Source organism: Klebsiella sp. JN_Kp122 (genome assembly GCF_040062085.1).
GTDB classification, from domain to species: domain Bacteria; phylum Pseudomonadota; class Gammaproteobacteria; order Enterobacterales; family Enterobacteriaceae; genus Klebsiella; species Klebsiella aerogenes.
Window position 1 is genome coordinate 19,650 of sequence record NZ_JBEAHW010000037.1, and the last position, 14,412, is coordinate 34,061.

Below are 14,412 nucleotides of genomic sequence, written 5' to 3' on the forward strand. Positions count from 1 at the left end.
CAAGTAAGCATTTACTTAATACAGAGGGGATATATATGGGAAGCGTCAGCGCGGGTACTGCGCAAAAAATGGGGTTAACGGCACTAACCCTTGTGACCGCATCAAATATGATGGGTTCCGGTGTTTTTATGTTGCCGACCAATCTCGCCGGAGTGGGATATATTTCACTATGGGGATGGTTGTTTACTATTATTGGCGTAATTGCGTTGGCGTTGGTTTTCGCTAAAACCAGCCTCATTACCCCTCGCGCGGGGGGGATCGTGGCCTATGCCAGCGATGCGTTTGGCCCTTTCATCGGTTTTCAGACGACGATTTGCTACTGGATTAGCGCCTGGATTGGCAACGTCGCGCTCCTCGTCGCCGGGGTCGGCTATCTGAGCTACTTCTTCCCGGCGCTGCATAATCCGGTTTACGGTTGTATCACCGCTATCGCTATTCTGTGGGCATTTATTGCCTTAGGCAGCCTCGGGGCTAAAACGGCCGGGCGCGCGCAGTCCTTCACCGCCAGCTGCATGCTGGTCGTCGTGCTGGGTGTGGGCATTGTCGGCTGGTTCTGGTTTGACCCGAAAATGTTCTCTGAAGTCTACAACGGGACGGGCAACAGCGACAGCTCAGCGATCGTCTCCGCGGCCTCCATTGCGCTATGGGGTTTCTTAGGGGTGGAATCCGCCGTGGTCTCCAGCGGACAGGTGGAAAATCCTGAACGCACGGTACCTCGCGCAACCGTATATGGTCTGCTGATTGCCTCCGTATGTTACGTCGGTAGCTGTACCGTTATCATGGGCCTGGTTCCCCACGCCGAACTGGTCAAATCTGCCGCCCCATTCGCCGATGCGGCACGTTATATGTTTGGCGATATGGCCGGCAACATCGCCTCCGCGCTGAGTATTATCGCCTGTTTTGGCTCCATTTCCGGCTGGTTGATTCTACAGTCAGAAGGGCCGCGGGCCGGGGCGAAACAGGGGTTATTTCCGCAGATTTTCGCCGAGACCAATAAAAATGATGTCCCGATGAAAGGTCTGATTATTTCTGGCGTGCTGATGAGTCTGGTGCTGTTACTGACGGCTTCCCCCGATCTCGCCAAACAGTTCCAGGTGGTGATTCTGATGTCGGTATTTGCCTCCCTGCTGCCTTATATGTATGCCATTATCGCGCTACCTATCATCATGGTATCTAAAAAGCTCAACCGTGGACGTGGTTTTATGTTTTATTGCGTCCTGACTGTCATCGGTATGATTTACAGTATATTCGCCCTGCTCGGTTCAGGTACCGATTCCATTTTCTGGGGCACAATTATGATGATGGTAACCATTCCTCTGTTTTCTTTTGTCGCGGCCGGACGTAATAAAAAAGGCCAGGATATTCTTTACCTTCAAAAATAATATCTTATTCACCAACATAAATATGGAGATTCATATGTCTTTATCTATTGCCGATCAAAATAAACTCGATGCATTTTGGTCATACTGTGTAAAAAATCGCTACTTTAATATTGGCTACCCTGAATCCGCTGATTTTGATTACACCATGCTGGAGCGTTTTCTGCGTTTCTCAATTAATAACTGTGGTGACTGGGGGGAGTACTGTAACTATTTACTCAACTCTTTCGACTTTGAAAAAGAAGTCATGGAGTATTTCTCCGGCATATTCAAAATCCCCTTTGCGGAAAGCTGGGGCTATGTCACCAACGGCGGCACAGAAAGTAATATGTTTGGTTGCTATCTGGGCAGAGAACTGTTCCCGGAAGGCACGCTCTACTATTCAAAAGATACTCACTATTCCGTCGCCAAAATCGTCAAACTGCTGCGTATCAAATCGCAACTGGTGGAATCTCAGCCAGACGGAGAAATGGATTATGACGATTTGATCAATAAAATCAGGACCTCAGGCGAACGCCATCCCATCATTTTCGCCAATATAGGCACAACGGTACGCGGCGCTGTTGATAATATCGCTGAGATACAGAAACGTATCGCTGCGCTGGGGATCCCACGTGAAGATTATTATCTACACGCGGATGCCGCGCTAAGCGGCATGATCTTGCCTTTCGTGGAGGATCCACAACCGTTTACCTTCGCGGATGGTATCGATTCGATTGGCGTTTCCGGACACAAAATGATCGGCTCTCCGATTCCATGCGGCATTGTGGTAGCCAAGAAAGCCAACGTCAACCGTATCAGCGTAGAGATCGATTACATCTCCGCCCACGATAAAACGATTTCAGGGTCACGCAACGGTCATACCCCTTTGATGATGTGGGCCGCCGTTCGCAGCCATACCGATGCCGAATGGCATCGCCGCATTGGTCACAGCCTCAACATGGCGAAATACGCCGTGGATCGCTTTAAAGCAGCAGGTATTGACGCGCTGTGCCACAAAAACTCCATCACGGTGGTCTTTCCGAAGCCTTCTGAATGGGTATGGAAGAAACACTGCCTGGCAACGTCCGGCAACGTAGCCCATCTGATCACCACCGCTCACCACCTGGACAGTTCCCGGATTGATGCGCTGATCGATGACGTGATTGCCGACCTGGCGCAACGGGCGGCATAAGAGTGAGCAGCGGCAAACTGCCGCTGCCCGCTGGACAATCTGGTGGGTTGCAGCGCCAACCGGAACCCGCCAGACCTGCACAGTATATGGGAATTTCGCATCAGGAGTCATAAACGATGAGTGCAAAGTTAAAAGCCATACGTGGTATGCGCGACGTACTGCCCGCCGAAACGCCAATCTGGCAGTGGCTTGAAAATAAATTCCGGCGTCTGACCTACCGTTATGGTTACCAGGAGATCCGCTTACCCCTGCTGGAACCGGTCGCCTTATTCGAACGTGCTGTTGGCGAAGCCACAGATATCGTTGCCAAAGAAATGTACAACTTTACGGATAAAAGCGGCGAACAGATTACGCTGCGACCCGAGGGGACCAGCGGCTGTATGCGTGCGGTACTGGAAAATAATCTGTGTTACAACAAAACCCAGCGCCTGTGGTATCAGGGCCCGATGTTTCGCTATGAACGCCCGCAGAAGGGACGGCTGCGTCAGTTCACGCAGTTCGGTGCTGAAGCCTTCGGCATGGCCGGGCCGGACGTCGATGCTGAAATGATTTTTATGGTCCGTGATTTGTTCCAGGAGCTGGGCCTGACCCCGCATGTCAGGCTGGAAATTAATTCTCTGGGCACGCCGGATGAACGGCGGGCCCATAAAGCCGCCCTTGTTGACTGGTTTAATGCTCATCGTGAGCAACTGGATGAAGATAGCCTCAAACGGCTGGAAACCAACCCATTACGCATCCTCGACAGCAAAAATCCGACCATGCAACCTATGCTGGAACAGGCGCCGCGATTGCTGGATTACCTGTCCGAAGACTCCCGTCACCATTTTTCGCTGCTCTGCGAACTGCTCGATAAGGCCGACATCCCCTATACCATCAATCCGCGTCTGGTGCGCGGGCTGGATTACTACACCCGCACCGTGTTTGAGTGGGTGACTGATGAACTGGGCTCGCAGGGTACTGTCTGCGGCGGCGGCCGCTACGACGGCCTGGCGGAGTTATTCAATCCGAAGGCGTTGCCAGCCTGCGGTTTTGCCATCGGTATCGAACGCCTGCTGTTACTCATTCAGACCGTCAGCCAGAAAGATAATCCGTTGTGGCATTTTCACCCTGACGTGGTCATTACCAGTGAATGTCAGGATGATGGCCTGCGGGCCCAGATGCTGGCGGAGCTACTGCGCCAACGTATTGAAAAGTTAAGCGTGATGGTGGATTGCAGCGGCAACAAACTTAAACGCCAGCATCAGACCGCCCTGCAAAGTCAGTGTCGCGCGATAATCACGCTGAATACCGACAATGAGATACGGCTGTGGGACCTCACCAGCTCCCGTCAAATGACGCTCGAAGAGAAAGCGCTCATTGACTGGCTGCAACAGCACTGCCAGTAAACACGTCCAGATTGGGTACCGTGCAGCAGGACGGTACTCGTCCCGGCGCTAATCCCGCCTTCAGCATTTCACCCTGACACACAGCGAGATCCTTAAGCAGAGAACCGTGGACATGCCGAGAAAAAACAGATTATTTATTCCGGGGATGCCGCATCTGGCGCAGCTTCGCGGGCATAATGGCGAGGAGTTATTCCGCCACGAGGAGGATTACTCGGCCTTCGAACGGTGTATGCAAGACGCGGCGCAACGTTACGCCGTGTCTATTCATAGTTGGTCACTTGCCGTCCCACGTATCCTGCTGCTGGTCAGCGCTCCGGATAAACAGGCGCTGAGCCGTTTTATTCAGCATATCGGACGCAGCTATGTGCCTTATTACAATCGTCGTTACCAACGGCATGGCGCATTGTGGGACAGCCGCTACTTATGCAGCCCCCTGGAACCTGAAACCTATTTTCTGGCCGTGAAGCGCTTTATTGAATGTGACGAGGACGGGAGCCCGGGGTGCCATAGTCACGGTAATCTGCCTTCAGGTTTGATAGTCCCCCATCCTGTCTGGCTCAAGCTCGGTGAGAATGAGCAACAGCGACAGGCCCACTTCCAGGAATTCTGCCGGCAACCGGTAAATCGGGCGCTGGTGACCAGGATTCGCCATGCGCTGGCGCAAAATTGCCTGCTCGCCTCGCCAGCGTTGAGCCAGCAACTTGAAGCCCAGATGGAAAGGCCGCTGCGGGCACGACATTGCGGCCGCCCGCGTAAATATGAATCCTCTCCATCAGAACAGTGGACCTGGCTGGAACTTCAGGCTGAACAGTTTCTGCGCCAGCATGGCTATCAACAAATCAGGTTACCCTTACTTGAACATACATCGCTATTCGCCCCAGGCGGCCCGGTGATGGCCGACAAGGGAAAATTACGTGGCGATGGGACAACCGGATGTCTGCGCCTGATGGCCGATAACCCTCATACCGCAGTAATGAGCCGGATTTGGTATTCGGGCGCCATGTTCCGTCAACGCTCCCTGGATGGAGATATCCGGCAAAATCATCAAATTGGCGTCGAAGCCTTCGGCATGCCGGGGGTTGATATCGAACTTGAGCATCTGGTTATGCAGGCGGTTTTCTTCAGGCGTATTGGCCTCGGTGAAATGGCGGAACTGCATATTAATATGCTGGGTGACGAGGCCTCGCTGGCGGCTTTCCGCCGGGCGTTGCGCGATTACTACCAGCCCATCTCGCGTTTGCTGAACCCGGAGCAGCAGCACTGGCTGGAGAAACATCCGGAGTGGTTGATCCATCATGAGGATATCCTTCTTCAGCGTCTTGCTCCTGCGGCGCCCTGCCTGGCGGATTTTATTACCGTTGACTCCCGTCATCGATTCCAGCGACTTCAGCACGCCCTGACCCAAGCCGGTATTGCCTGGCAATACGATCCTGCGCTGTTTCCCGCCAATGACTATTGTCAGTTGGTCTTTGAATGGCGCAGCATTGCCATGGAGCGCGAGTTAACCATCAGCCGTGGCGGCCGATACGACGCCTGCGCCAGCCGTATTGCTGAAAAACCGGTTTCCGCCTGCGGTTTTGCATTCATGATGGAGCCGATTGTCACTCTGCTCGGTTATCGTCCCCAACCCGCCAGAGCGCATCCGCCGACCGACATTGTGATTATTGCAGGCCAGCCTCGCGTGGCTGCTAAGGCAATGCTGCTCGGGCGTAGCCTGCGTCAGCAATTTCCCTATTTAAGCATCATCAACGACTGCTCCCCCCAACGAATCAGCACCCGCTATAAAAATTCCAGACGCCTGGGGGCGAGATTTATTCTTGAAATCGAAGGCGACGGAGAAACGGTTATCCTCTCTGATTCACGGGACCATCGTATTAAGATTTGCACGCTTGATAACATCACCGATCGGCTCGCGCAGGTCGTTCTGTCTCAGTGATGAACGCAGGCCGATAAGAGGATATGTTTATCTCACTCCATTATTTGATTAAAAGGACGTCGCGCATCCTGCAGCCATGGAATACGCCTATCATTCGGGTATAACAGACAAAAGCGTGTCGCCAGACGATGCGCCTCGGCCAGGTCTCGCTGCTGTAACGCCAGCAAGATCTGCGTGAAGGAGACATTCGGGTCCGGTTGAACACGCACATAGTCAGGCGCCCAGCGGCGAACGGCTGCCAGCCAACGCTCATCACGGGTACGTTGATATTGTTGTAGATACCCCATCTGGACATCAAACCGGTAGCGAGTGGCAAGCAGCCAGCCTCCCACAGGGAGAGATTCGGCCAGACGCCACTGTGTTGATTGTCGCTCCGCCAGCGTCAGTTGCTGTTGCGTATGCAGCGTGAGAAACAACAATGGAGTGATGACAGCAACCGCGATCAATGCCACAGCGCGCAACAGCGACGCCAGGGTGAGCGGCAGCCGGGCCGCTTTTCGCCGGCAGTCTGCGCAACGAAGCAACAAAATCAGCAGTAGCCAATGTGGCGTTGACTGCCTGACGGGGTATTCCGTCAGCATATGGATAACCACGGGTAGCGCCGCCACCAGGCAGGCGCGATGCCAGCGATTGCCGTACAGCCAGAGCCATAAACCACTCGCCATAAAGCAAAGCGCCCCCAGCAGTCCAACCAGCCCTCCCTCCACCAGCCACAGCGCCAGTTCGTTATGCGGATGCGAGATGCTGCTCAGCCCCAACGGCCCCGCGCGTTCAAGAAACACGGCGGCGAAACTGCCCACGCCCCATCCGGTCCACGGACGTTCGGCAAATAATGCCAGCGATGCTTTCAACACCGTCCAGCGCACCTGGGAGGTCGTCAGGTGATTAATCGTCACCACCGACAAGAAATGGCGAGCAAGTGCGCCCGCAATCATGCCTATCGCCAGCGGCAGCAGGAGTAACAGCAGCGTACGGCGCTGCGCAGGAAAAACCGCCAGCAGCAAGACCTCGCCTACCGCCACAGACAGGTAACCGGTTTGCGACTGAGACTCATGCAGTACAAATCCCATTATCACCAGAGCAATCCCGATGATAATCCGATATCCGCCACGTAGCCGTAAAAAAAGCAATGCTGACAGCAGCACGCCACACGCCGTGAAGCTGGCCATCAGATTAACCTGCTGAAAAATACCGTAGGGGCGTGTACCGCGCCGCCAGGCAAACTCCCAGTAATTCCCCCCCGGCCAATGCCAGTATTGATAGGTAAACGCCAGACATTCGAGGACGCACGCGCCCCAGAGCAGAGCCAGCAGTACTGTCAGCGTGTTTGTCGTAAGCGGAATTTGCAACGTCGCCAAATAGACAAGCACGCCTCCCAGCAACGCCCCCGCGACCAGCAGCGCCTCGGACCGCCAAACCTCAGGCGTCAACAGACAAAGCAACGTCAGAATGAGCGCCCCCATCGTAAACCCCGCGGCGGGTATAGTTATCCGCCAACGTTGACGAGGTACCAGCATCAATGCGCTAGCTGCCAGCACAACGGCATAAATCCATGCCGTTATATTTAGCGGCAACGACAAACCGCTACCGCCGTTATTCGGCCAGTAGAGATGCATTGCCCCACCCCAGAAAAACAGACTGACAACCAGCAATAATTTCTGCGCCGGCAGCGGCGCAATACGATGCAATGCGTTCATCATGCTACTGGTAGTTCAGCGTCCAGGTCCCGCTGGCGCTGAAGGGGCCGTATTCGAGAGTCTGATTTTTTAACGCCGACGGTTCCGCCGCGACCCATGCCAAAAAGTTCAGCGTCATCGAGCCTTCAGTAATCTCTTTGACTGACGTGCTTTCATCAAGGCGAATTGCCGTACCATCCTCTTCGCTCATTCCGATGCCGATTCCGGAGGCGCCTTGTTCACTGCTATCCAGCGCCAGATGATCCGCCAGCTCCGCATCTTCACTTCCGCTGAAAGTGACCGAGATCCCGCGAAAAACCTCCGGGTTGCAGTCGCGTAACTCAATGCTGAATTTTTTCGGCTTACTGCGCCCCGAGAGATAAAGGTCCTGGGTCGCGATTTGCCCGAAATCGACCTCGATTTTGTCGCCTCCTGGCGCAAGGCTGCAGGCCAGCGCTCGAATGGTGCCGTGAAAATACATATCGCCGCCGACCAGCTTAGTGTCGGCCTGCGCCAAGCCGCCAAGCAGTAGCGCGCTGGTGGCGATTAACAGCGTAAATCTCATGGCATCCCCCTACTGAAACTGCGCGACAACGGTGGCGGAGGCTTCAAACTCACCTTCTTTGACGCTTCCCACGCCCGGTTTGGCCACCGGCGCGGCGGTAAGATTCCAGTCGCCCTGATTCTGGTAAAAACCCTTCACGTTGTAGAACTGATTGGGCACGACGGTGCCGCCGCTCGCGTCTTTAATCACAATGCCGAGATCGTCGCGTTTTTGGCCGCCGCTTAGCGTGCCGAGGAGATGATCGTTAAATCCCGCCGTGCCTGACGCCGTGGTAGTTTGTACGCCAAGATTAATGTTCAACGCGCCCTGATCGAAGCTCCCCCCCTCGCAGACCACATGAATGGGGATCGACTTGCTGTAGTTGGTGCCGTTGAGCCGGGCGGCGGAGCCTGGCAGATCGCCAAATTCAATGCTGATTTTGTCTCCGCGATTAAAGATGCATTTGTCCGGCACGGTAATGAGCCCGGATTTAATGACCACACGGGAAATTGGCGTTGTCGGCGTAGGGCCAGCGCTGCCCAGACGTCCAGCAACCTCCACCAGCGACTGAGAAGTGATATTGATGCCGTTAATAATGGGTTTAGTGACAATAAACGTCACTTTCCCTTTAGAGCCACTTTCAATGTTAGTGGCTCGCTCGTAGCCTTTGCGCTTTTTGCAGTTATGGTCGTTGTAGCGATTCGAAAAGTTGGTGAACGGCGCCTGAACGTAGTCGTTATACCGCCCGGCGACCCATACCTTCACTTCCACATCCAGGTAATCATTCAGACGAAAACGGTTCGCTCCCTGATTAGAGGGCGGCATGGTGGTCGTGGTGGTGTAGTAAATCGGCTGGCGCGAGATGTCGGCCTGCTCACAATGAAAGTCCACGACATACCAACTCCCCAAATTCCAGGTGAACGGATCCGTTCTGCCGCCCTCGTGGTTTTTGCTGACATCCAGTGAGTTCAGTTCAATATCGTACTGATGCGGCGATCCGCCCTGTGGTTCTCCCTCACCGAGAGTAAATGCCTGCCCGGCCAGCGGACAGCCAGCCAGGACGACCCACAGCAGCGCTTTGTGCAATATGCTCATAGATACTCCAGCTTAAGTCTGACCAGACCGTTAAATTCGCCAGCGGTCACCTCCTGCCCAAAAGATTCCAGCGCGGCAAGAAAGTGAATCGCGTTATCGCCCGGCTTGAGGATCCACATGCGTTGCGGTTGATTCAGGTGGATCAACTGGTTGCGTTCGGTCAGTAGCCGAATGCCCGCGCCGCGCACATCGCCGCGAATCCGCCCAAGATCGCTGTTTTCCGGCGCACTTTCGGCCATCAGTGTCATCGAAACGCCACGCTCCACCGTACTGTGCGACAGCTCAGGGAGCTCGCTGGTCTGCCCAGGGAAGTCCTTTAACGTGTGCCCGGAGCCTTTTAAGCAGCCATTCAGGTGCAGCGTCACCAATACCGGATCGCTGCGATCGCCGCTCTGGCGAAAGCGGCTGGCGGAAATATCACCGAGATCGATGGTCTGATCGCGTGAAGCCATATCCAGCACGCACGGCGAAACGAATACCCGACCGTGAAAGCGGACGTTGCCATACTCGCCGGAAACGTTGCTCATATCATGGCGGCCGCTTGTGGCCTGAACCGAGCAGGCCATGCCTGCCATCAGCAGAGCGCAAAGCATCTTTTTCATTTACGACTCCTTTACCGGGGCTGTTGCTCCATCGGCAATGCTTTACACACATTGCCTGTGCAGCTGAATTTCAATTCAGGGTGACCGCCAAAATCGTTCACGTACATCATGCTGAACTGGCTGACGCTGGCGTCCGAAACCTTGAAATCGAGAGAGGATTTTGGCGGGATCATAATCCCCGGGAAATCAGTCAGTCTGCCGCCGCCCTGGGCTTCAGGTTTGCGGCTTAAGCCAATTAAGGTGACGAAGTATGGCGTTGGGTTATCCACGGTCCAGCGCTGACCCTGCTTGTGAAAGATCAGTTGGTTTTGCCACACCGCCCCCGGCGTTTCCGGCACGATAGCTGTCGGCCGATAGAACAATTTGATCCGCGACTGCATCGCCAGCTGCAGCACGTTCGGCTTATCCGGTTTTGGCGGAATTTCACGCACGTTCAGGTAGAACAGACTCTCGCGATCCTGTGGCAACGCGTTAATTCCGCTGGTTTTCGTCACGCGGGCGATTCCCTTCTGCCCACCGTTAATCCGTTGCAGCGGCGGTAAGACCATTAATGGCGAGGTAATTTTTGTTCCGTGGGCGTCCTCTACCCACGACTGGGCCAGAAATGGAATGCTCGGGCTGGTGTTGGTTAAGTTCGCACTTACCGAGCGAGCATCACCGGTGATAATCATGCGTGTACGGTCGAGCGCAATACCCGCCCACGAAGCATTGATCTGGGCAATAAAAAACAGGCCACAGGCGACGGGTTTAAGCCAACGGCGCGCGAATTTAAGAGATTGATTATTCATGACAAAATTCATTCAGGTTATTGAAATTATTCACAAGGCAACAGCACGTTACCTTCCGGGTTGATTTGTTGTGGCACCTGTAAGTGACACTGCGCACGGCCAGCCCAGGCAACGGAAAGACGCTCGGACGGATTCACCCCCGCAATCCAGGCCATGCCGTTTTCCATCACCATGGCGACGCTGACGCCGTTGGCGTTAAACACTTCGGCGCCAAACGGCGGCACCGAGCCATCCTTCAGGCGCAGCAGCGCCATCATTTTTTGCCCCTGCGCGACGGCAAAGCGCTGGTAGCCAATGGCGCCTTCCGTCAGGGTGTTAGTCACGATCGCTTTGGTCGCGGAAATATCCTCGTCCATGACGTCCACATCGATACGGGTATCAAAGCTGTGATAACTGACGACGTCCGGTACAACGGCAATACCGAAACGGTTTGAGTGCGCCTGTTCGCCGTTAAGCGGCACATTGGCAACGCCATCGGTATCAACCATCACTCTGGCGGTATTCATTGACGCCTGACTGTTATGTAACGCCGCGCCGTGACGCGTCGCCGTAAAGCCGCCGCGTACCGTGCCGCCTACGGAGAAATAGCGTGATTGCTGCCAGCTGACGTTCGATTCCAGCTCCGCCATCATGCTGCGATGCTGGTAATAACCATCAAATGCCGTACGCCCTTCCCCGGAAACCCCTGCGCGCAAACGCCACGGATTATTACGATCGCGGTTATCGGAATACGAAACCATTTGGCTGGTCTGGTTACCGCTGTTCTGTAATTCATAATCCATGGAGCGGCCATCGCCCCATGGCACTGAAATTGAAAGCGAAAGACTGTCGTCCCGTTTGCCCTGATACTCAGAGCGATAAGCCGCGAGGTTGGTGCTGATCCCCTGGATTCCCGCGAAGGAAAAACTGTGTCCCATCGATAATCCGTAACGATCCTGGGAACCGCGATCCCAATAGTTCTGGTGGGTATAGGTAAGGTATAACGTGGTCGCTAAATGCGGATCGTCAGCAAAAAAGGTTTTGTTGCCGGTAACGGTGTACATCTCTTTTTCGTTGCCGGCGCTGTTGTTACTTTCATACTGCTCGTCGAGAAACTGCGAGAAGGTGCGAAAGGTTCGCTGTGAAAAGCGGTACCCGGCAAAGGTAATCGCGCTGTTGTACTCATCAAAGGTTTTGGCGTAGCTGAGCTTAAAGGACATGCCTTTTTGTTCAGCCTGGTGCTTCACCCGACTCACGGATTGCGTCGCATCGGCCGACAGCGCTCCCAGCCAGTTTAAATCCCGTCCTATCCCCATCGACCAGGCGTTGTAGCGCTCGCCGGTGAGCAACGCACCGCCGTACAGTGACCATGCATTGCTCACCCCCCAGGAAAAATCGCCGCTATAAAAAGCAGGACCCTGAACGTCGTGGTTATAACGCGACGGCTTACCAACCGCGGCGTTGTAGCGAACATAACCCGGACGCGTCAGATAAGGGATATCAGCCGTATTGACCTGGAAAGTTTGTACGCTGCCATCCTGCTCTTCGACGCGCACATCCAACGTACCGCGTACCGAACCGTGCAGATCCTGAATATTAAACGGCCCCGCAGGGACGGTGGTTTGATAGATAACACGGCCCTGCTGACTGACGGTGACCTTCGCATTACTGCGGGCGATGCCGTGCACTTCAGGCGCGTAGCCCTGCAAATTTGGCGGCAGCATACGCTCATCGCTGGCGAGGTTGACCCCGGTGAAGCGCACCGAATCAAAAACCTGAGAATTCAAATAGATTTCGCCGACCGTCAGTTTTGCAGCCTGCATCGGTAACGGGCGATATGCATAGATCTGATCCCAGTCGATACGCCCATGATTATCATCTGAAGTGTAATTGGCCTGATACTGGCCACGAAAACGCCATGCGCCGAGGTTAAAACCTGTCTGCCCATAGCCGGACAGAGAGCGATAGTGATCGCCACCCTGTTCGTAATGCGTGGCCTGCCCTGAAATGCTGTAGTCAAAAATCAGCCCGGCGACGCCGTTATCCCAGCGCTCAGGCGGCGTCCAGTCTGGGTCGGTATATTTCATCCATGCCTGAGGCACGGTAATGTCCAGTACGCCTGCGCTATTATTCAGCGCCACACCCGGCAGGTGGGAAATGTCATAGCAGGTTGCGCTAATGGCATGAATATGGGTCAGCGCCTCTTCTTTGAGCGCCAGTAACTCAAGTTGTTGCGCCGTCAGGCACGCTATAGATTTATGTGAATTGGCCGGATCGGCGATATAACGGATTGTCTGCTGAGGAATCTCCTGGCTGTTAATTCGAACATCCAGCAGATATTCTCCGGGAGCCACAAAGTTGCCTTCGGAAAAACGCTGTAAATCGACATTATGCCTGTCGCTGGCATCCAGTACGTCGGTATTAAATTCAATAGCCTCATCCGCTTCAGCCCATGAAGCGGCGCAGACCAGAACAATAAATAGCGCCAGACGTTTTTTATCTGTTTTCAGCGTGATCATTTTCGTTCGCAACCTTCAGATACCCGAAATGCAGTGCAGCTCAGAGATAATTCACAACAAAATGCGTGACCGCAGTAAATTCGCCAGATGTCATTCTTCCGTCGCGGGAGATCAAATAAGCCGTAAATTTGAGCGTATTTTTTCCTGGGTTAAGTACATAGTCCGGTGATGGTTCGCCCAGATGAATTTGCTGTCCTTTGCTGTCGTATATTTCTATCGCTAAATTTTCAGTTTCCGATTGCACGCTCAGATAATCTGGATTGTCCCTATCGGGGGCACCGGAAAAAGTAATATTGGCGCGTTGAAACACATTACCGGGGTGTTGAGAATCCCCTAGTGAGCATCCCAGCAAATGAATGCTGAAATTATGCGCAGATACTTTTTCAGGTTTACCAGAAATATCTCTGGCTGAGAGATCATCGAATTCAACCAGTAGTGACCGGTCGCGCGGATCGACATAACAAGCAGCCTCAATAATATTTCCCCGCATACGCATTTTTCCGGGCGTACTGACAAGACGGAAAGTGTCAGCCGAAACCCATGCAGGCGATATGAAGATAAAAAGCAGTAAAATACGCCATCCAGGCATAACCGCATTTCCTTTCAGTTATTCGCAGGAAGGGTTAAGCAGGCGCGATAATGCGCCCGCTGCAGATCGTTACTGATAATCGATCTGGAAATTAACGGTAGATTCGAAATCACCCGGAGTTACCGCTGCAGATGCGTTGTTTGCCTGCAGGTAAGCGACGAAATCAATGTCGGTTTCACCATCGGTAATGTTGACCTGAGAGGCAGCTTTACCCCACTCAACATCCTGGTTGCCGCTGTCAACCATACCGATGCCTGCGCCCTTGGCGGTACCAGAGGTGAAGGCGGCTAGCGCGTTGTTGTCTGCATCAATCGTTGCCGGGGTATAAGTCACGGTAGCGGTTTTTGCGACAGTCGTATCGCAACCCTGCAGAACAATTTTGGCATGTTTAACGCCAGCACGTTGGTTGTCTTTTAACTGAGAAGTTGGGATCTCGCCAAAATTCACCTGCACCGGGCTGGATTCTGGCGCCAGACCACATGCAGAATTAACGAGAGAGCCGGTGAAGTGGATTTTACCGTTAGTCGGTTCAACATTTTTTGCAGCGAAAGCAGAAGAGGCAGTAAAAGTCATTCCCGCCATCAGCGCACAGGCCACAGCCACGTTTTTCATTTTCATATTACTCTTAACCTTATATCTGTTTTTGGTTATTCCGACGATCTATTTCCGCAGACAATTCCTGTCCGGGAAAACCCGATCTCGCGGTGGCGGCAGCGCATATCCTTGCAAACAATCCATCTCGAACC

General features: G+C 53.8%; 12 protein-coding genes. 4 read left to right on the forward strand and 8 right to left on the reverse strand.

Annotated elements, in window-relative coordinates; genetic code table 11:
- Positions 1-35: 35 nt before the first annotated feature.
- The 4 genes from hdcC to ABLU78_RS14965 all read left to right on the forward strand — a co-directional run bounded on the left by hdcC (position 36) and on the right by ABLU78_RS14965 (position 5,874).
- Entirely contained in the window at positions 36-1,382 is a 1,347-nt protein-coding gene (gene hdcC / locus ABLU78_RS14950) for a histidine-histamine antiporter (RefSeq protein WP_015703377.1), read from the forward strand.
- A gap of 34 nt (positions 1,383-1,416) precedes the next feature.
- Positions 1,417-2,553, forward strand: coding sequence for a histidine decarboxylase (locus ABLU78_RS14955; protein ID WP_046883062.1), 1,137 nt, complete (start codon positions 1,417-1,419; stop codon positions 2,551-2,553).
- A gap of 116 nt (positions 2,554-2,669) precedes the next feature.
- Positions 2,670-3,938 carry a histidine--tRNA ligase gene (gene hisS, locus ABLU78_RS14960; RefSeq protein WP_032715775.1) on the forward strand — a complete coding sequence of 423 codons (1,269 nt, stop codon included), beginning with the start codon at positions 2,670-2,672 and terminating at the stop codon, positions 3,936-3,938.
- A 145-nt stretch (positions 3,939-4,083) separates the two neighbouring features.
- The gene (locus tag ABLU78_RS14965) at positions 4,084-5,874 is read left to right on the forward strand and encodes an ATP phosphoribosyltransferase regulatory subunit (RefSeq protein WP_226420096.1); all 1,791 of its coding nucleotides are present in this window, start codon (positions 4,084-4,086) and stop codon (positions 5,872-5,874) included.
- Positions 5,875-5,906: 32 nt separating this feature from the next.
- On the opposite strand, the gene ABLU78_RS14970 is transcribed toward ABLU78_RS14965, so the two are convergent.
- From ABLU78_RS14970 to ABLU78_RS15005, 8 genes are all read right to left on the reverse strand, one after another.
- Positions 5,907-7,574, reverse strand: a complete 1,668-nt coding sequence (locus tag ABLU78_RS14970) for a Wzy polymerase domain-containing protein (protein ID WP_348820605.1) — start codon at positions 7,572-7,574, stop codon at positions 5,907-5,909.
- A gap of 1 nt (position 7,575) precedes the next feature.
- Positions 7,576-8,115 carry a fimbrial protein gene (locus ABLU78_RS14975; protein WP_015369835.1) on the reverse strand — a complete coding sequence of 180 codons (540 nt, stop codon included), beginning with the start codon at positions 8,113-8,115 and terminating at the stop codon, positions 7,576-7,578.
- A 9-nt stretch (positions 8,116-8,124) separates the two neighbouring features.
- A complete protein-coding gene (locus ABLU78_RS14980; RefSeq protein ID WP_046883065.1) occupies positions 8,125-9,189 on the reverse strand; it encodes a fimbrial protein in 1,065 nt (354 codons plus the stop codon).
- Complete coding sequence (locus ABLU78_RS14985; RefSeq protein ID WP_015703381.1) at positions 9,186-9,791, reverse strand: fimbrial protein; 606 nt, start codon at positions 9,789-9,791, stop codon at positions 9,186-9,188. The genes ABLU78_RS14980 and ABLU78_RS14985 overlap by 4 nt, the downstream gene beginning before the upstream one ends.
- A gap of 11 nt (positions 9,792-9,802) precedes the next feature.
- A complete protein-coding gene (locus ABLU78_RS14990; protein ID WP_032715778.1) occupies positions 9,803-10,579 on the reverse strand; it encodes a molecular chaperone in 777 nt (258 codons plus the stop codon).
- Between the two features lie 26 nt (positions 10,580-10,605).
- Positions 10,606-13,077, reverse strand: a complete 2,472-nt coding sequence (locus tag ABLU78_RS14995) for a fimbria/pilus outer membrane usher protein (RefSeq protein WP_048229441.1) — start codon at positions 13,075-13,077, stop codon at positions 10,606-10,608.
- A gap of 40 nt (positions 13,078-13,117) precedes the next feature.
- Positions 13,118-13,666 carry a fimbrial protein gene (locus ABLU78_RS15000; protein ID WP_015703384.1) on the reverse strand — a complete coding sequence of 183 codons (549 nt, stop codon included), beginning with the start codon at positions 13,664-13,666 and terminating at the stop codon, positions 13,118-13,120.
- 69 nt (positions 13,667-13,735) lie between these two features.
- Positions 13,736-14,284, reverse strand: coding sequence for a fimbrial protein (locus ABLU78_RS15005; protein WP_015369827.1), 549 nt, complete (start codon positions 14,282-14,284; stop codon positions 13,736-13,738).
- Between the last annotated feature and the right edge of the window lie 128 nt (positions 14,285-14,412).

Excerpts from the sequence above, each read along its gene's own strand:
- hdcC (WP_015703377.1), top strand. The coding sequence starts at position 36 with ATGGGAAGCGTCAGCGCGGGTACTGCGCAAAAAATGGGGTTAACGGCA.
- ABLU78_RS14970 (WP_348820605.1), bottom strand. The coding sequence starts at position 7,574 with ATGATGAACGCATTGCATCGTATTGCGCCGCTGCCGGCGCAGAAATTA.
- ABLU78_RS14955 (WP_046883062.1), top strand. The coding sequence starts at position 1,417 with ATGTCTTTATCTATTGCCGATCAAAATAAACTCGATGCATTTTGGTCA.
- hisS (WP_032715775.1), top strand. The coding sequence starts at position 2,670 with ATGAGTGCAAAGTTAAAAGCCATACGTGGTATGCGCGACGTACTGCCC.
- ABLU78_RS15000 (WP_015703384.1), bottom strand. The coding sequence starts at position 13,666 with ATGCCTGGATGGCGTATTTTACTGCTTTTTATCTTCATATCGCCTGCA.
- ABLU78_RS14980 (WP_046883065.1), bottom strand. The coding sequence starts at position 9,189 with ATGAGCATATTGCACAAAGCGCTGCTGTGGGTCGTCCTGGCTGGCTGT.
- ABLU78_RS14995 (WP_048229441.1), bottom strand. The coding sequence starts at position 13,077 with ATGATCACGCTGAAAACAGATAAAAAACGTCTGGCGCTATTTATTGTT.
- ABLU78_RS14990 (WP_032715778.1), bottom strand. The coding sequence starts at position 10,579 with ATGAATAATCAATCTCTTAAATTCGCGCGCCGTTGGCTTAAACCCGTC.
- ABLU78_RS14985 (WP_015703381.1), bottom strand. The coding sequence starts at position 9,791 with ATGAAAAAGATGCTTTGCGCTCTGCTGATGGCAGGCATGGCCTGCTCG.
- ABLU78_RS15005 (WP_015369827.1), bottom strand. The coding sequence starts at position 14,284 with ATGAAAATGAAAAACGTGGCTGTGGCCTGTGCGCTGATGGCGGGAATG.
- ABLU78_RS14965 (WP_226420096.1), top strand. The coding sequence starts at position 4,084 with ATGCCGCATCTGGCGCAGCTTCGCGGGCATAATGGCGAGGAGTTATTC.
- ABLU78_RS14975 (WP_015369835.1), bottom strand. The coding sequence starts at position 8,115 with ATGAGATTTACGCTGTTAATCGCCACCAGCGCGCTACTGCTTGGCGGC.